General features: G+C 58.7%; 21 protein-coding genes. 9 read left to right on the top strand and 12 right to left on the bottom strand.

Features of this window, described 5'->3' with window-relative positions; all coding sequences use genetic code 11:
- Positions 1–228: 228 nt before the first annotated feature.
- Together pdhR and ampD are read right to left on the bottom strand one after the other, a co-directional pair.
- On the bottom strand, positions 229–993 hold the full coding sequence (pdhR, locus tag DBR30_RS16615) for a pyruvate dehydrogenase complex transcriptional repressor PdhR (protein WP_005336127.1): 765 nt from the start codon (positions 991–993) through the stop codon (positions 229–231).
- Positions 994–1271: 278 nt separating this feature from the next.
- Positions 1272–1847 carry a 1,6-anhydro-N-acetylmuramyl-L-alanine amidase AmpD gene (gene ampD / locus DBR30_RS16610; RefSeq protein WP_108541641.1) on the bottom strand — a complete coding sequence of 192 codons (576 nt, stop codon included), beginning with the start codon at positions 1845–1847 and terminating at the stop codon, positions 1272–1274.
- A 131-nt stretch (positions 1848–1978) separates the two neighbouring features.
- Here ampD and DBR30_RS16605 point away from each other — a divergent pair, with 131 nt between their 5' ends.
- The 9 genes from DBR30_RS16605 to yacG all read left to right on the top strand — a co-directional run bounded on the left by DBR30_RS16605 (position 1979) and on the right by yacG (position 9825).
- Complete coding sequence (locus DBR30_RS16605; protein WP_108541640.1) at positions 1979–2449, top strand: retropepsin-like aspartic protease family protein; 471 nt, start codon at positions 1979–1981, stop codon at positions 2447–2449.
- 3 nt (positions 2450–2452) lie between these two features.
- Positions 2453–3328, top strand: coding sequence for a carboxylating nicotinate-nucleotide diphosphorylase (nadC, locus tag DBR30_RS16600; protein WP_108541639.1), 876 nt, complete (start codon positions 2453–2455; stop codon positions 3326–3328).
- Between the two features lie 315 nt (positions 3329–3643).
- Positions 3644–4108, top strand: a complete 465-nt coding sequence (locus DBR30_RS16590) for a pilin (RefSeq protein WP_308810882.1) — start codon at positions 3644–3646, stop codon at positions 4106–4108.
- A gap of 3 nt (positions 4109–4111) precedes the next feature.
- Positions 4112–5818: a PilB family type IVa pilus assembly ATPase TapB gene (tapB, locus tag DBR30_RS16585; RefSeq protein WP_013723413.1), complete on the top strand. Its 1707-nt coding sequence runs from the start codon at positions 4112–4114 to the stop codon at positions 5816–5818.
- A 239-nt stretch (positions 5819–6057) separates the two neighbouring features.
- On the top strand, positions 6058–7299 hold the full coding sequence (locus DBR30_RS16580; protein WP_005336136.1) for a type II secretion system F family protein: 1242 nt from the start codon (positions 6058–6060) through the stop codon (positions 7297–7299).
- 61 nt (positions 7300–7360) lie between these two features.
- Complete coding sequence (locus tag DBR30_RS16575) at positions 7361–8233, top strand: prepilin peptidase (RefSeq protein ID WP_108541637.1); 873 nt, start codon at positions 7361–7363, stop codon at positions 8231–8233.
- Between the two features lie 13 nt (positions 8234–8246).
- Entirely contained in the window at positions 8247–8861 is a 615-nt protein-coding gene (gene coaE, locus DBR30_RS16570; RefSeq protein WP_108541636.1) for a dephospho-CoA kinase, read from the top strand.
- A gap of 37 nt (positions 8862–8898) precedes the next feature.
- Positions 8899–9621, top strand: a complete 723-nt coding sequence (gene zapD / locus DBR30_RS16565) for a cell division protein ZapD (protein WP_005336141.1) — start codon at positions 8899–8901, stop codon at positions 9619–9621.
- Between the two features lie 9 nt (positions 9622–9630).
- Positions 9631–9825, top strand: coding sequence for a DNA gyrase inhibitor YacG (yacG, locus tag DBR30_RS16560; RefSeq protein ID WP_005336142.1), 195 nt, complete (start codon positions 9631–9633; stop codon positions 9823–9825).
- Between the two features lie 77 nt (positions 9826–9902).
- On the opposite strand, the gene mutT is transcribed toward yacG, so the two are convergent.
- The 10 genes from mutT to DBR30_RS22390 form a co-directional block, all read right to left on the bottom strand.
- On the bottom strand, positions 9903–10307 hold the full coding sequence (mutT, locus tag DBR30_RS16555) for an 8-oxo-dGTP diphosphatase MutT (RefSeq protein WP_019444787.1): 405 nt from the start codon (positions 10305–10307) through the stop codon (positions 9903–9905).
- A 74-nt stretch (positions 10308–10381) separates the two neighbouring features.
- Positions 10382–13102 carry a preprotein translocase subunit SecA gene (secA, locus tag DBR30_RS16550; RefSeq protein WP_108541635.1) on the bottom strand — a complete coding sequence of 907 codons (2721 nt, stop codon included), beginning with the start codon at positions 13100–13102 and terminating at the stop codon, positions 10382–10384.
- Positions 13103–13160: 58 nt separating this feature from the next.
- Positions 13161–14066, bottom strand: a complete 906-nt coding sequence (locus tag DBR30_RS16545) for a M23 family metallopeptidase (RefSeq protein ID WP_005355107.1) — start codon at positions 14064–14066, stop codon at positions 13161–13163.
- 140 nt (positions 14067–14206) lie between these two features.
- Positions 14207–15130: a UDP-3-O-acyl-N-acetylglucosamine deacetylase gene (lpxC, locus tag DBR30_RS16540; protein WP_005336146.1), complete on the bottom strand. Its 924-nt coding sequence runs from the start codon at positions 15128–15130 to the stop codon at positions 14207–14209.
- Between the two features lie 99 nt (positions 15131–15229).
- On the bottom strand, positions 15230–16381 hold the full coding sequence (gene ftsZ / locus DBR30_RS16535; RefSeq protein ID WP_005336147.1) for a cell division protein FtsZ: 1152 nt from the start codon (positions 16379–16381) through the stop codon (positions 15230–15232).
- Between the two features lie 39 nt (positions 16382–16420).
- A complete protein-coding gene (gene ftsA, locus DBR30_RS16530) occupies positions 16421–17680 on the bottom strand; it encodes a cell division protein FtsA (RefSeq protein WP_005336148.1) in 1260 nt (419 codons plus the stop codon).
- Positions 17661–18413, bottom strand: a complete 753-nt coding sequence (locus DBR30_RS16525; RefSeq protein ID WP_005336149.1) for a cell division protein FtsQ/DivIB — start codon at positions 18411–18413, stop codon at positions 17661–17663. Before DBR30_RS16525 ends, ftsA begins: the two co-directional genes overlap by 20 nt.
- 97 nt (positions 18414–18510) lie before the next feature.
- Complete coding sequence (gene murC, locus DBR30_RS16520; protein WP_005336150.1) at positions 18511–19965, bottom strand: UDP-N-acetylmuramate--L-alanine ligase; 1455 nt, start codon at positions 19963–19965, stop codon at positions 18511–18513.
- 111 nt (positions 19966–20076) lie between these two features.
- Positions 20077–21159 (bottom strand): undecaprenyldiphospho-muramoylpentapeptide beta-N-acetylglucosaminyltransferase, encoded by a 1083-nt coding sequence (murG, locus tag DBR30_RS16515; RefSeq protein ID WP_005336151.1) that lies wholly within the window; start codon positions 21157–21159, stop codon positions 20077–20079.
- Positions 21159–21555, bottom strand: a 397-nt coding sequence (locus DBR30_RS22390) for an FtsW/RodA/SpoVE family cell cycle protein (protein ID WP_258224461.1), incomplete at its 5' end; no start/stop codon positions are given. The genes DBR30_RS22390 and murG, both read right to left, overlap by 1 nt.

Genomic DNA, 21555 nt, shown 5'->3' with positions numbered 1-21555 from the left:
TCCACACCGCTTACGCGGGCTTTCTCGGCCAACTGTTCAAGGATGAACTGAGCGCGTTGCGGACCCTCTTCACGCAGCAGGGATTCCAGAGAGGCAAGCCACTCCAGCGTTTCTATCGGGTCCACATCGTTCTTCAGGATATCAGACATGGCTGGTTCCTATGTTGTTGTGATTGCACGGCATTGCACGGCGAAGGGCGCAAGCATTCGACAATAAAGCCTTGTGGGATTAGTTTTCCTGCTGACGGATCCGACGCATGGATCGCTGGATCCGGCTGTCTTCCCTCTGCATATCCAACAAGGTGTCCTCGATAAAGGCCAGATGCTCATGACAAGCTGTTCTGGCCCGCTCCGGAGCCCCCGAAAGAATAGCCTCGATCAGATTCGCGCGATGGCGACGTATCTTGGCTACCACTCCCGGGCGGCGATTCAAAATCTCGTTATTCTGCAGAATGTTCTGTTCGAGCATCGGGCTCATGGCCCGCAGCAGGTGCAGCAGCACCACGTTGTGGGAGGCCTCGGCCACCGCCAGATAGAACTGGGTCACGGCTGCCGATTCGGCCACCAGCGAGCCCAGCTGGCCCGCCTCTTCGATGGTGGTTTGCACCTGACGAATACGCTCGAAATCAGACCCGGTTCCCCGCAAGGCCGCGTAGTAGGCACAAATGCCTTCCAGCGCGTGGCGAAACTCCAGCAGGTCATACTGGGCTTCCGGGTGGGTACTGAGCAGTTCGAACAGAGGATCGGCGATCCCCTTGCTCAGGGCATTCTGCACATAAGTGCCGCCGCCCTGACGGCGATAAAGCAATCCGCGCGCTTCCAGTCGCTGGATGGCTTCGCGCAAAGAGGGGCGCGACACCTGAAACTGGATGGCGAGTTCCCGCTCGGGAGGCAATTTCTGCCCCGGCTGCAGACTGCCTTCCAGAATCATCTGTTCCAGCTCGGCGACAATGGAGTCGGCCAACTTGGGTTGCGTAATCTTGCGATAGGGCATGAGGCTACTTTGTTAAATTGGTATTACCAATTTTATGGATGGGGCGAAAATTAGCAGAGGCCTTTTGAAAAGTCCACTCAAAAGATGATCTGAGTCAAGAATCAGCCCCACCACTTAAGAGGTAAAGCAGGGGAAACATGATTTAGCTCATAGAAAATGGTCTGACCAATATTCTTGACCGCGCTCACAAATAACATTTGCGCAACCAGAGACAAAAATGGCCTGCCAGATAGGCAAGCCATTGATTTTAAAATCCAAACTAAATTTGAATATTTACTTTAGCTGTTTAGTAATTGCCGGTAGTAATCCCACTGGAAACTGGCGCCGGGATCCGTCTTGCGCCCTGGTGCGATATCACAATGACCGACAATTTTTTCGTGGGTGATGGCCGGATAGCGCTCTGAGATGGCTCGGGTGAGCCCCGCCAGCGCCCGGTACTGAGCCTCGGTATAGGGGGTTTCGTCAGTCCCTTCCAGCTCGATGCCGATGGAGAAGTCATTGCATGCCTCCCTCCCCTGCCAGCTCGAGACACCAGCGTGCCAGGCGCGCGCGCCGAATGGCACATACTGCACCAACTCGCCATCACGGCGGATCAGGCAGTGGGCCGAGACCCGCAACTGATGGATACCGGCAAAATAGGGGTGAGCCTCGGGGTCGAGTATCCCCATAAAGAGATCGTCGATAAAGGGGCCACCGAACTCCCCCGGCGGCAGGCTGATGCCATGAACCACCAGCAGGGAGATATCGTCCGGCACGGCCCGCTCGTTGTGATGGGGAGAAGGCACCTGGCGCGCCTGCTGGCACCAGCCAGCGGCATCGATAGAGAAACAAGGTTGCGAAGCGAGTTGGGTCATCGGCTACTCGAGTTGGCTGATAAATGGTGAAAAAACGAAGATACCTGATAGGCAATCCGGCACCAACTCACTGAATCCAAGGGAAATGGTATGTTAGGCTGAGTCATCTTCCGCTCGATTATGGATGGGGTATGCAGCAGACGGCACGCTGGATGTGGTTACTGGCCTGGCTCTCTTTGATGGGTCTGCTGACCCTCTATTTTCACTCCCGCAACCAACCCAGCGTCACCGCCAGCGGCGAGCTGTTGCTGCGGGCCGACCAGAGCGGCCACTATCGTCTGGAGGGTGCCATCAACGGCCAACCGGTGCAACTGCTGCTCGATACCGGCGCCACCCGCATCACCATCCCGCAGCAGGTTGCCGAGCGCCTCGGCCTGACCGCTTATGGCAGCAGCCAGGTCAATACCGCCGCGGGGCAGATCCGGGTCGGCAACGGCACCATCGAAACGCTGGCGATGGGGCCATTGACCTTGTACGATCTGGCCATCTTTATCAATCCGGCGGCAGACGGTGACGAAGTGCTGGTTGGCATGAACGCCCTCGGTCGGCTGGAGCTGGTTCAAAAGGAGCGGCAACTGCTGCTCAGACCCTTGCAGGAATAAGGCATGTTTCAACAGGATGTCAGCCGCGCCGTGCGCGCCGCACTACTCGAAGATCTGGGCGATGCCCTCACCACGCTGGACCAACCGGACGCCAGCGCCGATATCACCGCCCAGCTGATCCCGGCAGATCGAATGGCCAGCGCCCGGGTTATCACCCGTGAAGCGGGTGTATTCTGCGGCCAGCCTTGGGTGGATGAAGTCTTCCTGCAACTGAAGGCACAGCTCGGCGGCGAGGTGAAGGTGGAGTGGATGGTGCAGGATGGCGAAGTGCTCTCCCCCAATCAGGAGCTTTTTCGCCTGCACGGCCCTGCCCGTCTGCTGCTGACCGGCGAGCGCAATGCGCTGAACTTTGTCCAGACCCTCTCCGGCGTCGCCACCCTCACCGCTCGCTATGTGGCAGAGCTGGAGGGCACCGACTGCCGTTTACTCGACACCCGTAAAACCATCCCTGGACTGCGCACCGCCCAGAAGTACGCAGTCACCTGTGGCGGCGGCAAGAATCATCGCATCGGCCTCTACGACGCTTACCTCATCAAAGAGAACCATATCCTCGCCTGTGGCGGCATTGCCGAGGCAATTAGCGAGGCTCGTCATCTCAATCCGGGCAAACCGGTGGAGGTAGAAGTCGAAACGCTGGCAGAGCTGGAACAGGCGCTGGCGGCAAAGGCCGATATCGTGATGCTCGACAACTTCGACGTGACCATGATGCGGGAAGCGGTCGCCATCAATCAGGGCCGCGCCAAGCTGGAAGTCTCCGGCAATGTGACGCTGGATACCCTGGCCGAGTTTGCCGCCACCGGCGTCGATTTTATCTCGGTCGGGGCGCTGACCAAGCATGTGCGGGCGCTCGATCTCTCCATGCGCTTTATCCAGCAGTGAGATTAACCCCGCAGGCCTGAGCAAATACTCGACCTAACCGGATAAACAACTTGCAAAAGGCGCCATGGGCGCCTTTTCTTTATGCAGGATCCCTCAGCAAAGGAGTGTAATGACGGACCCGCTTTCACCCGTAACAAAGAGTCATAAGAAGCCACTTATTTTATGACTCGCATCAAGTTTTTGGTAAATGACATGAAAGTGGTTAACAAAGGCAGCAATCTCTGTTGCCACCCCTGACAGCTCGGATAAGATACTGACGTTCGGACGATTTTCTACCGACACTTCCCAGGAACCAAGGATAAAAGGATATTTTCAATGAACAGCGAAATGAAGAAACAATCGGGTTTTACCCTTATTGAACTGATGATCGTGGTCGCGATCGTGGCCATTCTGGCGGCAGTCGCGCTGCCGGCTTATCAGACCTACACCAAAAAGGCCGCCTTTAGTGAAGTTATTGCGGCTACTGGTTCAGCGAAAACAGCGGTTGAAGTTTGCGCCCAAACTGTTGCGGGAGCGGCATCCTCTGGTGCGGGATCTTTTTCTACAGAATGTATTGAGAATAAGAATGGTGTTCCAGCAAATACTACAGCTGCAGCGACTAATAACTTTATTGGCGTTGTCACGGCAGCATCCGGTGCTGGTGTAACTGTAACAGCAACTACCGCTACTGGCGTTAAAAGCCCACTGGCGGCATCTGAATCATTTCAGTTGAGCGGTACTCGCCAGGCAAATGGCCAAGTAACTTGGGCAAAAACCTGTACCCCTTCCAACATGTGCTAACGCATGACCTCTAGCCCTAATAGCGGCCTGGCGTTAAGCCTGGCCGCCTCTTCACTGATCAGTGAAGAGGACTCCCAGCGCTATCTGAGCCAGGCCAAGGCCCAGCGCAAACCCTTTGTGACATTTCTGATAGAGAACGACATCCTCGACAGCAAGGCGCTCGCCGATTTTTGCGAGCTGGAGTATGGGGTACCTCTGCTGGATCTTGCCGCCTTCGATTTGGCCGAGATCCCGCAGAAGTACCTCAATCAGAAGCTGATTGAGAAACACCACGTGCTGCCCATCTACACCCAGGGCCACACCCTCTATATCGCCATGTCGGATCCGACCAATGTCTCGGCATTGGAGGACTTTGGCTTCAGCTTCGGCCTTCATACCGAAGCACTGTTGGTAGAGGAAAACAAGCTCACCGCCGCCATCGGCAAGCTGCTGGAGAGCGAAAACGACGCCCTCGGCATGGAGGATATCGACGAATCCGAGATTTCGGATCTCGAGGTCTCCGACGAGAACAGCCGGCTGGACGAAAGCGTCAATACCGCCGATGACGATGCTCCCATCGTCAAGTACATCAACAAGATCCTGATGGATGCCATCAAGCGCGGTGCCTCCGACCTGCACTTCGAGCCCTATGAGTTCAAGTATCGGGTTCGCTTTCGCATCGATGGCATTCTGCATGAAATTGCCACACCGCCGGTCAATCTCTCCAACCGCTTCTCCGCTCGCCTCAAGGTCATGGCGCGGCTCGATATCGCCGAGCGGCGGCTGCCACAGGATGGCCGCATCAAGCTGAAGCTGTCGCGCAACAAGTCGATGGATATGCGGGTCAACACCCTGCCCACCATGTGGGGGGAGAAGATCGTTATCCGTCTGCTCGACTCCTCGGCGGCACGCCTCAATATCGAGCAACTCGGCTTTGATGACCGGCAGAAGGCGCAGTACCTGCGCGCCCTCTCCAAGCCACAGGGGATGATCCTAGTCACCGGCCCCACCGGCTCGGGCAAGACGGTCTCGCTCTATACCGGCCTCAATATTCTCAACACCACCGAGGTAAATATCTCCACCGCCGAAGATCCGGTGGAGATCAACCTGCCCGGCGTCAACCAGGTGCAGGTCAACCCCAAGGCGGGGCTCACCTTCGCCAGTGCCCTGCGCTCCTTTTTGCGGCAAGACCCGGATGTGGTGATGGTGGGGGAAATACGGGATCTGGAAACCGCCGAAATCGCCATCAAAGCGGCGCAGACCGGTCACCTGGTGCTCTCCACCCTGCATACCAACTCCGCCGCCGAGACCCTGACCCGGATGATGAACATGGGGGTTCCGGCCTTCAACATCGCCTCCTCGGTGACCCTGATCATGGCCCAGCGGCTGGCCCGTAAACTGTGCGACCACTGCAAGGCACCGGAAGTGGTGCCGGAAGCCGAACTGCTGGAGCTGGGTTTTACCCCACAGCAGCTGGCAGCTGGCTTGCGACTGTTCAAACCGGTTGGTTGCAAGGAGTGTTCCGGCGGCTACAAGGGGCGGGTCGGCATCTACGAAATCATGCTGATGTCGGAGAACATCGCCAAATTGATCATGCAGGGCGCCAACTCCCTGCAAATCGCCGCGATCGCCCAGAAGGAAGGGATGCGAACCCTGCGTACCTCAGGACTGGAGAAGGCCCGGCTCGGGGTCACCAGTCTAGCCGAGGTCAACCGGGTCACCACCAACTGATCCGTGTGCGGAACGACCCGCCGATTTGGTTGGCAGAGCGAATTCGTCGTTCACAAATACGGGACGGACGATAGTCAGGACAACGGAGTAATCAGATATTCAAGTGACTGGGCTGGCGCCAAGAAGGTACCACCCACCCTATCAGTACCCCGCAGGCATCAAGCCAGTCGGGCACCTTGACCAGGTTGGTGACGTGCAGAGCCCGGCTCTGACAACTAACCCCATTGCAGGATGCAAAGATGGCAACCCTAACGAAAAAGAACAATGCCCCCAAGAAAGTCTTCGCCTTCCGCTGGCACGGGGTAAACCGCAAGGGGCAGAAGGTCTCCGGCGAGCTACAGGCCGACAGCATCAACACCGTCAAGACCGAACTGCGCAAGCAGGGGGTCAACGTCACCAAGGTGGCCAAAAAATCCCAAGGGCTCTTCTCCAAGGGCGGCGCCAAGATCAAACCGATGGATATCGCCATCGTCTCCCGCCAAATAACTACCATGCTCTCCGCCGGCGTACCGCTAGTGCAGAGCCTGCAGATCATCGCCCGCAGTCACGAGAAAGCCTCGATGCGCGAGCTGATGGGGCAGATTGCCGCCGATGTGGAGACCGGTACCCCCATGTCGGAAGCGCTGCGTCGCCATCCTCTCTATTTCGATGATCTCTACTGCGATCTGGTGGAAGCCGGTGAGCAATCCGGTGCGCTGGAGACCATCTATGACCGTATCGCCACCTATCGGGAAAAGTCGGAAGCGCTCAAGTCGAAGATCAAGAAGGCGATGTTCTACCCCACCATGGTCATTCTGGTCGCCATTGTGGTCACCTCCATCCTGCTGCTGTTCGTCATTCCGCAGTTTGAAGATATCTTCAAGAGCTTCGGCGCCGAGCTGCCGGTGTTCACCCAGTTTGTTATCGGCATCTCCCGCTTTATGCAGAACTGGTGGTATGTCTTCTTTGGTGGCACGGCCCTTGGCATCTTCCTTTACGTGCGGGCCTGGCGGGCCTCCCAGAAGGTGAAAGACAATACCGACAAGTTCGTCCTCACCATTCCGGTGGTCGGGATGATCCTGCACAAGGCGGCTATGGCTCGCTTTGCCCGCACCCTGTCGACCACCTTCTCCGCCGGTATTCCGCTGGTAGATGCGCTGATTTCAGCGGCTGGCGCATCGGGTAACTATGTCTATCGCACCGCGGTAATGGCGATCCGCAACGAGGTTGTGGCCGGTATGCAGATCAACGTGGCAATGCGCACCGTCGATCTCTTCCCCGACATGGTGATCCAGATGGTGATGATCGGTGAGGAGTCCGGCGCCATCGATGATATGCTCTCCAAGGTCGCCACCATCTTCGAACAGGAGGTGGATGACTTGGTCGATGGCCTCACCAGCCTGCTGGAACCCCTCATCATGGTGGTGCTCGGGGTGCTGGTCGGCGGCATGGTTATCGCCATGTACCTGCCCATCTTCAAGCTTGGCGACGTGGTAGGCTGATTTATCAGGGCATGGCACCACCGCCATGCCCTCCCCCTCATTCAATAACTGACGGTTGGTTATGACACTTCTTCTCGAGCTGGCTCACAGCTTGCCCTGGCTCTACTTCTCGCTGCTTTTTCTCTTCTCCCTGATGATCGGCAGCTTCCTCAACGTAGTGATCCACCGCCTGCCCATCATGCTGGAGCGGGAGTGGCTGGCCGAGTATCGCAGCTACTTCGCCCCCGATGAGGAGGCTACTGCGCCAGAGCGCTACAACCTGATGGTCCCCCGCTCCGCATGCCCTCACTGTGGCCACGCCATCACTGCGCTGGAGAACATCCCGCTGCTGAGCTGGCTCTGGCTCAAAGGGCGTTGCCGCGACTGTCAGGCGCCCATCTCGGCCCGCTATCCGCTGGTAGAGCTGCTGACCGCCCTGCTATCGGTGGCCGTAGCCATGGTCATAACGCCGGGCTGGGGTACGTTGGCCGCCCTGTTGCTGACCTGGGTGCTGGTCGCCCTCACCTTTATCGATCTCGACAAGATGTTGCTGCCCGACCAGCTCACCCTGCCACTGCTGTGGGGCGGGCTGCTGTTCAACCTAGCAAGTGGCTTCGTGCCGCTGGCGGATGCCGTGATCGGTGCCATGGCGGGCTATCTGGTGCTCTGGAGCCTCTACTGGGCCTTCAAGCTGCTCACTGGCAAGGAGGGGATGGGCTATGGCGACTTCAAGCTGCTGGCGGCGCTGGGCGCCTGGCTCGGTTGGCAGGCGCTGCCCATAATTCTGCTGCTCTCATCTCTGGTCGGTGCCGTGATCGGCATCAGCCTGATCGCCTTGCAAAAACATCATCAGGGCAAGCCCATCCCCTTCGGCCCCTACCTCGCCATCGCGGGCTGGATCGCCCTGCTGTGGGGCGATACCATCACACGCTGGTATCTCTCTACCCTGCTTTGAGCAAGAGGCCCCCATGTATGTAGTTGCTATCACAGGTGGTATCGGCAGCGGCAAGACAACTATCGCCAATCAGTTTGCCGCGCTGGGTATCGAGGTGGTGGATGCCGATGTGATCGCCCGCGAAGTGGTCGAGCCGGGCACCCCGGCCCTTGCCGCCATCACCGACCATTTTGGCCATGATGTGATTGATCCTAGCGGTCAACTCGACCGTCGCGCCCTGCGCGAGCGGGTCTTCAGTAACCCACAGGCCAAGGAGTGGCTCAATGCTTTGCTCCACCCGCTGATTCGCAGCGAAATGCTGCGCCAGTGCGCCGCGGCCAGTTCACCTTACTGCCTGCTGGTGGTACCGCTGCTGGTGGAGAACAAACTCACCGGCCTAGCCAATCGGGTACTGGTGATCGATGTGGACGAAGCCACCCAGATTGAGCGCACCTGCCGTCGGGATGGGGTATCGGCCGAGCAGGCCAAGGCCATCATCGCCGCCCAGGCGAGCCGGACAGAGCGCCTCGCGGCGGCGGATGATGTCATCGAAAACCACAATGGCAGCGAAATGGCGATTAAAACGCGGATTTTGGCGCTGCACGAGACATATCTGGCAATTGCCTCTCAACAAGGCCGCCAAGTGTGAGTACACTAGGCCGGTTTATGGCTGGCCAGGATTAGGCATGATTTACGATTTCCCCCTCAATGAAAAAAGCCGGACCTATCTTCGTCTGGAGTCCCTGTTTTCCCAGATCCGCGACAATCTGGAGAGTGAACAATCCTGGGCACATATCGCCTTCTTCAAGGGGCTGTTCGATCTGCAGGAGTTGCTGGAGCGTGGTGACCTGCGCGCCGACCTCATCAAGGATCTGGAGCGTCTCGGCCAGCGTCTGAGCCACTGGGCCAGCCTGCCCGATGTCGATCTGGAGCAGATCAAACTGATGCAGCAAGAGAGCAGCCAGCTCTCCCGCAACCTGCTCAACTCGCCACGCCCGGGTGCCCGCCTGAAAGAGGATCGTCTGCTCGGCTCCATCCGCCAGCGCTTCTCCATCCCAGGTGGCCTGTGTGCCTTCGATGTGCCGCAGCTGCACCACTGGCTCGGCACCCCGGCCATCACCCGTCACCAGCAGATGCAGGGCTGGCTGAGCGATATTAACCTGCTGATGAATGCCATCACTCTGCTGCTGCGCCTGTGGCGTGAATCAGGCAGCTTCAGTGAGCAGGTTGCCAGCAACGGTTTCTTCCAGGACACCGCCGAGAGCGCCGAGCTGATCCGCATCAAGCTGCCGGGCAATCTGTTCTGCTACCCGACCCTGAGCGGCCACAAGAACCGCTTCGCCCTGCGCTTTCTGCCCACCGCAGAACAGCCGATTGGCGACGTGCCGTTCCAGCTCGCCTGCTGCTAAGGAGCACTTATGGTCACCAAGGTAAAGTGTCCGACCTGTCAGAGCGAAGTGGAATGGGGCCCGCAGAGTCCGTTCCGCCCCTTCTGCAGCAAGCGCTGCCAGCTGATCGATCTCGGCGAATGGGCCGATGAAGAGAAGCGGATCCCGGGGGAGATCAACCCGGATCTGCTGCCGGAGCCGGAAGAGGGCGATCAGTGGCTATAAGCCTCAGATCACCCACCTCCGCAATATGAAAAAAGGGCCGATTGGCCCTTTTTTCATGCTTGTTGATTGCTACCGGCTCATGCCAGCAGGCCTTGAAGCCGCGCTACAATCGGGCCATTGGCATCGGGGAAGTGGTAGTTATGCAGCTCTGCCACCGGCACCCACAGACACTCCTGCCCCTCCTTGCCGAACGGCTCGCCGCTGAAACGGGTCACCTTCCAGATATCCAGCAACACCTGCTTCTCGGGGTAGTCGTGCTGCAGTTCCATAAAGGGGGCACAATCCAATACCCGGATGCCGATCTCTTCCCACAGCTCCCGATCCAGTGCGGTAAGCAGATCCTCGCCCGACTCCACCTTGCCACCGGGAAACTCCCAGCGATCCCCCTGATGGCGATCGGAGGAGCGTCTGGCGATGAAGATATCGCCCCGTTCATTCTCGATGACGCCAACCGCCACCCAGATCCGTTTTTTCTGTTCCATCAATTACCTCTGTTCGCTTGTTGCCACCAATAACAAGGCGGGCTCTTGGCCCGCCTGTTATGGCATAGCGTCGATCAGGTCAACTGACCGTGGCAGTGCTTGTACTTCTTGCCGGAACCACACGGGCAGGGATCGTTTCGACCGACCTTCTGCTCGTCGCGTACGAAGGTGGTGTGACCCTCTTCGCCTGCAGCCTGTTCATCGGCCAGCTGGCTCTCGGCAGCGGCGTGGGTATAGGTACGGGGAGCGGCTTCCGCCTGCTGGCGTTGCTGCTCTTCCATCGCTTCCACATCGCGCTCCTGCACCTGAACACGGCTCAGGATGCTGACCACGTCGCGCTTGAGGGTTTCCAGCATCTGGGTGAACAGATCAAAGGATTCGCGCTTGTACTCCTGCTTGGGGTTCTTCTGGGCGTAACCGCGCAGATGGATGCCCTGACGCAGGTGATCCATGGCCGCCAGATGCTCTTTCCACAGACCATCCAGAGTTTGCAGCATCACCGCCTTCTCGAAGTTGCGCAGCACCTCTTTGCCGACCAGCTCTTCCTTGTGGGCATAGAGCTTGGTGGCTTCGTCCAGAATGCGCTCGCGCAGCTTCTCTTCATACAGCTTGTCATCTTCCGCCAGCCACTGTTGCAGCGGCAGATCCAGCGCGAAGTCCGCCTTCAGGCGCGCTTCCAGACCCGGCACATCCCACATCTCTTCCAGAGACTGGGGCGGGATGTACTCGTCGATCACCGCGCCGTAGACGTCGTCACGGATAACGTGGATGGTCTCGGAAATGTCGTTGGTATCCAGCAGCTCGTTACGCTGCTCGTAGACCACCTTGCGCTGGTCGTTGGCAACGTCATCAAACTCCAGCAAGCTCTTGCGGATGTCGAAGTTGCGACCTTCCACCTTGCGTTGGGCATTTTCGATCGCCTTGGTGACCCACGGGTGCTCGATGGCTTCGCCCTCTTCCATGCCCAGCTTCTTCATCATGCCGGTCACGCGATCGGAGGCGAAGATCCGCATCAGGGTATCTTCCATGGAGAGGTAGAAACGGGATGAGCCCGGGTCACCCTGACGACCGGAACGGCCGCGCAGCTGGTTGTCAATACGACGGGATTCGTGACGCTCGGTACCGATAATGTGCAGGCCACCGGCGGCCAGCACCGCATCGTGACGCACCTGCCAGGCGGCTTTCAGCTCGGCAATCTGCTCGCTGGTCGGGTTCTCCAGCTTGGCAATCTCTGCCTGCCAGTTGCCGCCCAACACGATGTCGGTACCCCGACCGGCCATGTTGGTCGCGATGGTGACCGCACCAGTCTGACCTGCCTGGGCAACGATCTCCGCTTCCATGGCGTGGAACTTGGCGTTCAGCACCTTGTGCGTGATCTTCTCCTTGGTCAGGATGCCGGAGAGCAGCTCGGAGTTCTCGATAGAGACAGTACCAACCAGTACAGGCTGGCCCTTGGCCACACACTGACGGATATCTTCGATGATGGCGGCATACTTCTCATTGGCGGTCAGGTAGACCAGATCGCCCATGTCTTTACGCACCATTGGCTTGTTGGTCGGGATAACAACGGTATCCAGGCCATAAATCTGCTGAAATTCAAAGGCTTCGGTATCTGCAGTACCGGTCATGCCCGCCAGCTTGTTGTAGAGACGGAAGTAGTTCTGGAAGGTGATGGATGCCAGCGTCTGGTTCTCGTTCTGGATCTTCACCCCTTCCTTCGCTTCAACGGCCTGATGCAGACCATCGGACCAGCGACGACCCGGCATGGTACGGCCGGTGTGCTCGTCGACGATGACGATCTCGTCTTTCTGGACGATGTAGTCCACGTTGCGTTCGAACAAGGTGTGAGCGCGCAGACCCGCATTGACGTGGTGCAGCAGGCTGATGTTGGAGGCGGAGAACAGGGAGTCGTTCTCGTCCAGCAGCCCCTCTTTCTTGAGCAGCTCTTCCACGAAGATCTGACCGTTTTCGGTCAGCAGGGCCTGACGGTTCTTCTCGTCCACCGTGTAGTGACCGTCACCGGTGTACTCTTCGGTATCTTCCTTGTCCTGCTTGACCAGCAGCGGGATCAGCTTGTTGACGCGAATATAGAGCTCGGAGCTGTCTTCGGCCGGGCCGGAGATGATAAGCGGAGTACGGGCTTCATCGATAAGCACCGAGTCCACCTCATCCACCAGCGCGTAGTTGAGCGGACGCTGTACGCGCTGCTCCGGCGAGAACGCCATGTTGTCGCGCAGGTAGTCAAAACCGAATTCGTTGTTGGTACCGTAGGTGATGTCGGCAGCGTAGGCGTCACGCTTCTGGGACGCATCCATACCGGGCACGTTGCAATCGACGGTCATGCCGAGGAAGGCAAACAGCGGACGGTTTGCCTCAGCGTCACGTTTGGCCAGATAGTCGTTCACCGTCACCACGTGCACACCACGGCCACTCAGGGCGTTCAGGTAAGCTGGCAGAGTCGCAGTAAGAGTCTTACCTTCACCGGTCTTCATTTCTGCGATGCGGTTGGAGTTCAGCACCATGCCGCCGATCAGCTGCACATCGAAGTGACGCATGCCAAACACCCGCTTGGAGGCTTCACGCACGGTCGCGAACGCTTCCGGCAGCAGTTGCTCCAGGGTCTCGCCCTGCTCGATACGCTGACGGTATTCGGCCGTTTTGGCCTGCAACTCGGCATCGGACAGAGCCTCGAACTGCGGCTCCATGGCATTGATCTGTTTTACAATTTTGCGCAAAGCCTTGAGCGTTCTGTCGTTCCGGCTGCCGATAATCTTGGTAAGCAGTGTGCTAATCATGGGTACCAACTATTTCTGGTTATAAAAGCGTTCCGTCACTGGAACTGAAGAAAAAAACCTAACCCCGTCTGGCACTGAGAAAGCGTGCGGGGTTGACCTGACGACCATCTTTCAACACTTCGTAATGCAGATGGACCCCGGTCGCGCGACCGGTGCGTCCCATCAAGGCAATCTTCTGACCCTGATCAACCAGGGTTCCCACCTCGACCAGCAACTTGGAGTTGTGGGCATAGCGGGTGACCAGGCCATTGCCGTGATTAATCTCCACCATATTGCCAAATTCCGGATGACGGCCCGCCCAGCTGACAATGCCGGGCCCGGTGGCCAGAATCGGGGTTCCGGGTTTGCCACGGAAATCGACCCCTTTGTGCATCTTGGCACGCCCGTTGAACGGATCGACCCGTCCACCAAACCCGGACGAGACCCAAACTCGCTCCTGTTTGACTGGCGTGCCGGAAATAAAACCGGCATCGGTGATATGGTGATTCATGATGAAAGATTCAAGTACCGACAGCTGCTCTTCACGGCTGCTGAGCTGCTGGCTGAGGTGTTTCATCGAGGCTTGCAGCTCGTTGAGGCTCACTTCCAGCTCTTCATCATAAGAAGGGCCGCCCATGGGGGGCAGCTCTTTGAAATTGAACTCGTCGGGATCGAGATCGGCCTGCTCGGTCAATCGTTCACCGAGGGCATTGAGACGGCCAAGCTGGCCTTGCATGGTGCCCACCTGAGCAGCCAGCATTGCCAACTGTTCACGGGCTTCGTCGCCACTCTGGTCGACGGACTGTTGCTCGGCAACGGCAAGCGCCACTTCCAGCGCCTCCATTTTTTGGTGCCAGCTCTGCCAGAGCCAACCACCACCAAGGGCCAACAGGGAGAAGAGAATACCGCCGACCCAGGCCAGACGTTGTTTGGGCAGGTGCAACTTGCGTCGCTGCTTGCCGTGGAGGATCAGGGTAATGCTCATAGAAATCAGTCTGCTCGGTCAGGTGCGGCCAGGAGCCTGCACGGGAAATAAAACCGGGAGATAATCGGTATTAAAGGATGGAGTAAACAAATGACGGAACGTCGGTGCGGAGAGAGGACCGACGTTCCGTTGCACAGCTATCAGGCCAGAACCAGACCGTTATCGTAGTAAGCGATAGGCGCTTTGTCGCCCTCACCCTCGAAGGTCACCAGTTCCCAAGCCTCCTGCTCGGCCAGCAAGGCACGCAGCAGCTTGTTGTTCAGGGCATGTCCGGTCTTGTAGGCACGGAACTCACCGATGATGCTGCGGTTACACATATAGAGGTCACCGATCGCGTCCAGCATCTTGTGCTTGACGAACTCGTCCTCATAACGCAAACCGTCTTCGTTCAGCACCCGATAATCGTCCAGTACCACGGCGTTTTCCAGGCTTCCGCCCAGCGCCAGGTTCTGGGAACGCAGGTACTCGATATCGCGCATGAACCCGAAGGTACGGGCACGGCTGATCTCTTTCACGAAGGAGGCACCGGAGAAGTCCAGTACGCAACGCTGATTGCGCCCTTCAAAGACCGGATGCTGGAAATCGATCTCGAGATCCATCTTGAAGCCGTTGCGATAGGGGTGGAATTCCGCCCACTTGTCGCCGTCTTCAACCCGGATGCTCTTCTTGATCCGCACAAACTGCTTGGCAGCATTCTGCTCACGGATCCCGACTTCCTGCAGCAGGTAGATAAAGGGATGCGCACTGCCGTCCATCACCGGGATCTCGGGCGCGTCAACCTCGACATAGAGGTTGTCGATCCCCATCCCGGCCAGCGCGGCAGAGAGGTGCTCAATGGTAGAGACACGGACACCGGCTTCGTTGACCAGAGCGGTACAGAGCACGGTATCGCGCACCTGATCGGCATTGGCTGGCAGCTCCACCACAGGATTCAGGTCGGTACGCAAGTAAACGATCCCTGTGTTCACAGGCGCCGGACGGAACGTCATAGTGACTTTCCGGCCCGAATGCAGGCCGACACCAGTCGCCTGTACACTCGTTTTCAAGGTTCTTTGTCTAATCATGGGTGTACCCTAAACAGCTTAAAATCCGGACCAGATGGTCGTTGGCAGGCCATCTTAGCACATTCCTTGAACAACAAACAAACAAGAGCCATAAGAGGCTTAGTCAGCTTGCTTGCGCAGGAACGCCGGAATATCCAGGTAATCCGGTTCGCGACGAGCTTGCGGCTCGGCGTTGACCACCTTGGCCGGGGCTTCGTCCATCACGCGGCCTTGCATCATGTCGCTGACCAGCGGCTGACGTACCGGGCGCTCTTGCACCTGGCTGCTCTTGACCAGCGTGATGTCCGGCTTGCGCTCGGCACCGATACCGGTCGCAACCACGGTCACACGCAGTTCGTCGTGCATTTCCGGATCGATTACAGTACCCACTACTACAGTGGCGTTCTCGGAAGCGAAGGCCTTGACCGCGTTACCCACGGTTTCGAACTCTTCGATGGTCATGTCCATACCGGCGGTGATGTTGACCAGGATGCCACGGGCACCGGCCAGATCCACGTCTTCCAGCAGCGGACTGGAGATGGCTTTCTCGGCCGCTTCTTCGGCACGGTCATCACCGGAGGCGGAACCGGTACCCATCATGGCGGTACCCATTTCACGCATCACGGTACGCACGTCCGCGAAGTCGACGTTGATCAAGCCCGGACGGGTGATCAGCTCGGCAATGCCCTGTACCGCGCCAAGCAGTACATCGTTGGCCGCCTTGAAGGCATCCAGCAGGGAGATACCGCGACCCAGCACCTTCAGCAACTTGTCGTTGGGGATGGTGATCAGGGAGTCGACGTTTTTGGAGAGCTCTTCGATACCGTGCGCGGCGAAGCCCATCCGTTTCTTCCCTTCGAAGGAGAACGGCTTGGTCACCACAGCAACGGTCAGGATGCCCATCTCGCGCGCCACTTCGGCCACGATCGGCGCAGCACCGGTACCGGTACCACCACCCATACCAGCGGCGATGAACACCATGTCGGAACCGGTCAGCAGCTCACGCAGCGCTTCGCGATCTTCCATGGCCGCATCACGACCCACTTCCGGATTGGCGCCGGCACCCAGCCCCTTGGTGATGCCACCGCCGATCTGCAGGGTAGTGTTGGCGCTGGAGTTACGCAGTGCCTGGGCGTCGGTGTTGACGGTAATGAACTCAACACCCTCAATATTTTGACGAACCATGTGCTCGACAGCGTTACCGCCGCCGCCACCTACACCGATCACTTTAATGACGGCTTCGTCAGTGTGGCTATCCATAAATTCAAACATGTTGTCTCTCCGCTTTATTTGCCTGACTCAGCAAAATTCTTAGAACTCGCCACGCAGCCAGTTGCTAACCCGTTTGACCAGGCCACCGACGCTTGCCTTGGCGGCATATTCTTTGTTGCTACCTGTGGCTTGATGGGTGCGGCCATATTGCAGCAACCCGACCGCAGTCGAGTACACCGGTGCCTGCACGTAATCACTCAAACCACGTATGTTCATGGGCTCTCCCACCCGGACCTGGCTCTGGAAGATCTGCTCTGCACACTCCACAATGCCTTCAATCTGGGCAGCGCCGCCGGTCAAGACCACACCGGCTGCCAGCTGATGCTTGACCCCCTGCGCTTTCAACTCGCTTTGTACCCGCACCAGCTCATCATTCACCATGGAGAGCAACTCGGTGTAACGGGGCTCAATCACTTCAGCCAGTGTCTGCCGTTGCAGGCTGCGCGCCGGGCGACCGCCGACACTGGGTACTTCAATATTGTCTTCCTTGCTGACCAGACGACCGAGGGCGCAACCGTAGCGCACCTTGATCGCTTCTGCGTCGAGCGGCGGCGTACCGAAGGCGTAGGCGATGTCGCTGGTCACAGTGCTGCCAGCATACGGGATCACCTTGGTGTGGCGCAGGGCTCCCCCGGTAAACAGCGACATGTCCATGGTACCGCCACCGATGTCCACCACGCAGACACCCAGCTCTTTCTCATCTTCGGTCAACACGGCATAGCTGGAGGCCAGCGCGGAGAAGATCAGTTGATCTACGCGCAAACCAACCTTCTCCACACATTTCTCAATGTTGCGGGCCATGTCGTTATGGCAGGTGATCAGGTGAACCTTGGCCGCCATCCGTACACCGGAGAGGCCGACCGGATTCTTGATCCCTTCCTGATAATCGATGGCAAACTCCTGAGGCAGCACATGCAGCACACGCAGCTCATCGGAGAGGCGAACCGACTTGGCGGTGTGGATCACGTTGTCCACATCCTCCTGGGTCACCTCTTCATCGGAGATGGGCACCATACCGGTCTCGTTACGGCAGTCGATATGCTTGCCGGACAACCCCAGATAGACCGAGCTGATCTGGCAATCTGCCATCATCTCGGCCTCTTCCACCGCGCGGCGCAGTGACTTGACCACGGAGTCGAGGTCATTGACCCCGCCCTTCTCCATTCCGCGAGAAGCGTGACTGCCCATACCGATGACGTTCAGTTCACCGTCCGGCAATACTTCCCCGACCAGAACCGCCACCTTGGTTGTGCCGATATCCAGTCCGACAATCAAATTCCTATCTGCGGTGTTGGTCATGCACTTTCTCTTCGCTCTTCTTCCAGCCAACTGCCATTCCGGTGTCGTATCGAAGATCCACGTAGGCGACTTGCGCACGGGGTTCGATAACCGGGAAGGCATCGATAAACCGCTGCAGCCGGAGCGCAATGTCATTGCGTCCCAGGAACAGCTTGATATTGCCATCCAGGGTCAGTTCCCAGGCATGGCGGGGGGTCAGATTCACCCCCAGCAACTTGTATCCCTTGGCAGCCAGTTGCGACTCGTACTGCCGACTCTCTTTCAACACCCGGGCGGCCTGGTCATCCGGCCCTGACAGCTGCAACAGCGGCGTCTTGACCCGATCCGGGGCACTGAATACCTTGCCCTTGGTGTTGACGAAGCGGTTGCCATTCCAGCGCGCCGCCACATCTTGTTCCGTGAGGTAGATCTTGATCTTGTTCGGCCACTTCTTTCGTACCGAGACCGAGGCCACCCATGGCAGGGCATTGAGCCTTGCCTGCAATTCGTTGACGTCCAATTCGAAGAAATTGCGCAGCTCGGCGCCATCCAGCACGGCCATCCGCAGCTCTTCGGTTTGCAAATACTGGTGTTGCCCCTGCAGCAACAGCTCGCTCATGGGCAACCGGTTGGCATCTGTCAGCCAACCTTTAACATCCAGCGCCGTCCGGTAGCAGCCCCATATCACCAGCAGGAAAAATGCTACTCCTGCGATGAAGCCACCCTTGGTGCGCCCCTGTGCCCTTGCCTCCACCCGATCGATCCCCGTGTAACGCGCTAAACCGGCCTTTGACAGACCGGTTCGCCATTATATAGGCCCCGGCTTGGCGGTCAAAATACTCATTGGGCCCTCAGGCGCCAGATTTCATGCTATCTATGCTCAATTTCATCTCTCCGAGACGACGGGCCAGTGCCCCGACGTTCCCGGCGCCTTGAGTCAGCACCAAATCCCCCTCGCCGATCAGGTCGGCCAGCACGGCTGGCACGTCATCTGGCGTGGCGACGAAGATGGGTTCCAGGTTGCCACGCGAGCGAATGGAGCGGCACAGTGCCCGTCCATCAGCGCCCGGGATCGGCTCCTCACCGGCAGCATAAACCTCCAGCATCACCAGCACGTCTACCTTGGATAGCACATCGGCGAAGTCCTCGTAGAGGTCGCGGGTGCGGGTATAACGGTGCGGCTGGAACACCATCACCAGGCGCTTCTCGGGCCAACCGGCACGGGCGGCGTTGATAGTGACCTTCACTTCGCTCGGGTGGTGTCCGTAATCGTCCACCAGCATCGCCTTGCCGCGACCGGTTTCAAACTCGCCATACTGCTGGAAGCGACGACCAACCCCTTCAAATTTGGCCAGAGCAGAGATGATGGCCTCATCGCTAACCCCGTCCTCTGTCGCGACAGCTATCGCCGCTGCAGCGTTCAATGCGTTGTGAATACCCGGCAAATTGAGGGTCACCTGCAGCTCGCCCGCCTCTTTGCGGCGAACACGGAAGCAGCTGTGGTTGGTTGTCTGGACAAAATCCAGCACCTGCACATCCGCATCGTCAGAGAGACCGTAGGTCAGGGTCGGGCGGGCAATCTCGGGCAACATGCCACGGATCACCGGATCATCGATGCAGACCACCGCCAGTCCGTAGAAGGGCAGGTTGTGCAGAAACTCGATGAAGGTGGCCTTCAGCTTGGAGAAATCACCGCCGTAGGTATCCATGTGATCCGCTTCGATGTTGGTCACGATAGAGACCATCGGCTGCAGATGCAGGAAAGAGGCGTCGCTCTCGTCCGCTTCGGCAATCAGGTAGCGGCTGCTACCCAGACGGGCATTGGTACCGGCACTGTTGAGCAGGCCACCGATGACGAAGGTCGGGTCGCGGTCGGCTTCGGCATAGATACTCGCCACCAGACTGGTGGTGGTGGTTTTGCCGTGGGTACCGGCGATGGCGATACCGTGACGGAAACGCATCAGCTCGGCCAGCATCTCGGCGCGGCGCACGACCGGGATCCGCAGTTCGCGGGCAGCCAGCAGCTCCGGGTTGTCCTGCTTGATGGCGGTAGAGACCACCACCACGCTGGCCCCCTCAACGTGTTCGGCACTATGGCCGACGAAGATGTGGGCGCCCAGTCCGGCCAACCGCTCGGTCACGGCGTTGCGAGCCAGATCAGAACCCGTTACCTGATACCCTTCGTTGGCAAGCACTTCGGCGATCCCGCCCATACCGGCACCACCGATGCCGATAAAGTGGATGCGACGCACGCGGCGCATTTCGGGGATCACAGTACGCAGTTTTGCCAGTTCAACCTTGGTCATAATCGTCTCTTTAGTCTGCCGCAGGCCGTGTGCCGTCAAAGCGCGGCTGCACGGCGGCATCAATACATACAGGTACAAGGCTGCCCGGTGTCACCGCTGCAACCTTGCTCATCAATCTTTACCACGCTGCCCGGTTGCGAGCTGTTTGCACTCATCGGCAACCCGCTCGGCCGCATCGGTGATGGCGACGCGGCGAGCCGCTTTCGCCATGTTAAACAGGGTCTCCCGGCGACCAGCCAGCCAGGTCAGGCGTGCCGCCAGTGAAGCTGTGTTCAACTCGGACTGGGGCAGAAACTCGGCCGCTCCGCCGTCGACCAGCGTCAGGGCGTTACGGGTCTGGTGATCATCCACCGCATGGGGCAGCGGCACAAAAATGGCGGCCACACCGGCGGCAGCCACTTCGGAAACAGTCAGCGCACCGGCACGGCAGACCACCAGGTCGGCCCAGGCGTAGGCGCTGGCCATATCCTTGATAAATTCGCTCACCTCGGCATTGATGCCGTGCTGGGCATAGGCAGCAGAGACGGCCTCTGCATTGCCCTTGCCACACTGGTGACGCACTTCAATGGGCACGCCGGATGCCGCCACCGCAGCAGGTACCTGCTCGTTGAGCACCCGCGCACCCAGACTGCCACCCACGATCAGCAGATGCAGTGGCTCATCCCCACTGCGCAGTTGCGGATCCGGCAGGGCGACCACTTCGGGACGCACCGGATTGCCCACCACGGCGGTACGATGGCTCGGCGCGAAGGCACCCGGAAATGCCATCAGCACCCGCCTGGCGATACGGGCCAGCAGCTTGTTGGTCATGCCGGCAGCGGCATTCTGCTCATGGAGCAGCAGCGGGATGCCGGAGAACCAGGCCGCCACGCCACCCGGGCCGGAAGCAAAACCGCCCATGCCGAGCACCACATCAGGACGAACGGTCTTGAGTACCTGACGCGCCTGCAGGATTGATTTGACGATGCGATAGGGCGCCACCAGCAATCGCTTGATGCCGTTGCCACGCACCCCCTGAATATCGATGAAGGAGATGGGATAACCGTGGGCGGGCACCAGCTCCGCCTCCATCCGGTCGGCAGTGCCGAGCCAGTGGACAGTCCAACCCTGGGCCTTCAGACGATCGGCCACGGCCAGACCTGGGAACACATGCCCACCGGTACCACCTGCCATCACCAACAGAGTCTTGCTCACTAAACCTCCCGCACGCGCGCCTGGGCTGTCGCCTGACGCAACTCAAAATCGATTCGAATCAACATGCTCACCGCCACCGACATGATGATGAGACTGGAACCACCGTAACTCACCAGCGGCAGGGTCAAGCCCTTGGTTGGCATCATGCCGCTGGCTGCGCCGACGTTAACGAAGGTCTGGAAGCTGAACCAGATGCCGATGCCGATCGCCAGATAACCGTCGTAGAGCCGCTCGGCAACCAGCGCGCGATGCCCCAGCTTGAGCGCCTTGACCGCCAGCGCAAAAATCAGGAACAGGGCGCCCAGCACCCCGACGTAGCCCAGCTCTTCACCGAGGATCGCAAACACGAAGTCGGTGTGCGCTTCCGGCAGGTACTCCATCTTCTGGATAGAGTTG

It is taken from the genome of Aeromonas sp. HMWF017, assembly GCF_003061465.1.
GTDB classification, from domain to species: Bacteria; Pseudomonadota; Gammaproteobacteria; order Enterobacterales; family Aeromonadaceae; genus Aeromonas; species Aeromonas veronii.
The sequence above is the reverse complement of the archived record's forward strand: the minus strand, read 5'-3'. Positions and strand labels throughout refer to the sequence as shown.

What these genes read in the sequence shown, in the direction of transcription:
- pdhR (WP_005336127.1), bottom strand. Translation starts at nt 993, where the DNA reads ATGCCCTATCGCAAGATTACGCAACCCAAGTTGGCCGACTCCATTGTC.
- ampD (WP_108541641.1), bottom strand. Translation starts at nt 1,847, where the DNA reads ATGACCCAACTCGCTTCGCAACCTTGTTTCTCTATCGATGCCGCTGGC.
- DBR30_RS16605 (WP_108541640.1), top strand. Translation starts at nt 1,979, where the DNA reads ATGCAGCAGACGGCACGCTGGATGTGGTTACTGGCCTGGCTCTCTTTG.
- nadC (WP_108541639.1), top strand. Translation starts at nt 2,453, where the DNA reads ATGTTTCAACAGGATGTCAGCCGCGCCGTGCGCGCCGCACTACTCGAA.
- DBR30_RS16590 (WP_308810882.1), top strand. Translation starts at nt 3,644, where the DNA reads ATGAACAGCGAAATGAAGAAACAATCGGGTTTTACCCTTATTGAACTG.
- tapB (WP_013723413.1), top strand. Translation starts at nt 4,112, where the DNA reads ATGACCTCTAGCCCTAATAGCGGCCTGGCGTTAAGCCTGGCCGCCTCT.
- DBR30_RS16580 (WP_005336136.1), top strand. Translation starts at nt 6,058, where the DNA reads ATGGCAACCCTAACGAAAAAGAACAATGCCCCCAAGAAAGTCTTCGCC.
- DBR30_RS16575 (WP_108541637.1), top strand. Translation starts at nt 7,361, where the DNA reads ATGACACTTCTTCTCGAGCTGGCTCACAGCTTGCCCTGGCTCTACTTC.
- coaE (WP_108541636.1), top strand. Translation starts at nt 8,247, where the DNA reads ATGTATGTAGTTGCTATCACAGGTGGTATCGGCAGCGGCAAGACAACT.
- zapD (WP_005336141.1), top strand. Translation starts at nt 8,899, where the DNA reads ATGATTTACGATTTCCCCCTCAATGAAAAAAGCCGGACCTATCTTCGT.
- yacG (WP_005336142.1), top strand. Translation starts at nt 9,631, where the DNA reads ATGGTCACCAAGGTAAAGTGTCCGACCTGTCAGAGCGAAGTGGAATGG.
- mutT (WP_019444787.1), bottom strand. Translation starts at nt 10,307, where the DNA reads ATGGAACAGAAAAAACGGATCTGGGTGGCGGTTGGCGTCATCGAGAAT.
- secA (WP_108541635.1), bottom strand. Translation starts at nt 13,102, where the DNA reads ATGATTAGCACACTGCTTACCAAGATTATCGGCAGCCGGAACGACAGA.
- DBR30_RS16545 (WP_005355107.1), bottom strand. Translation starts at nt 14,066, where the DNA reads ATGAGCATTACCCTGATCCTCCACGGCAAGCAGCGACGCAAGTTGCAC.
- lpxC (WP_005336146.1), bottom strand. Translation starts at nt 15,130, where the DNA reads ATGATTAGACAAAGAACCTTGAAAACGAGTGTACAGGCGACTGGTGTC.
- ftsZ (WP_005336147.1), bottom strand. Translation starts at nt 16,381, where the DNA reads ATGTTTGAATTTATGGATAGCCACACTGACGAAGCCGTCATTAAAGTG.
- ftsA (WP_005336148.1), bottom strand. Translation starts at nt 17,680, where the DNA reads ATGACCAACACCGCAGATAGGAATTTGATTGTCGGACTGGATATCGGC.
- murC (WP_005336150.1), bottom strand. Translation starts at nt 19,965, where the DNA reads ATGACCAAGGTTGAACTGGCAAAACTGCGTACTGTGATCCCCGAAATG.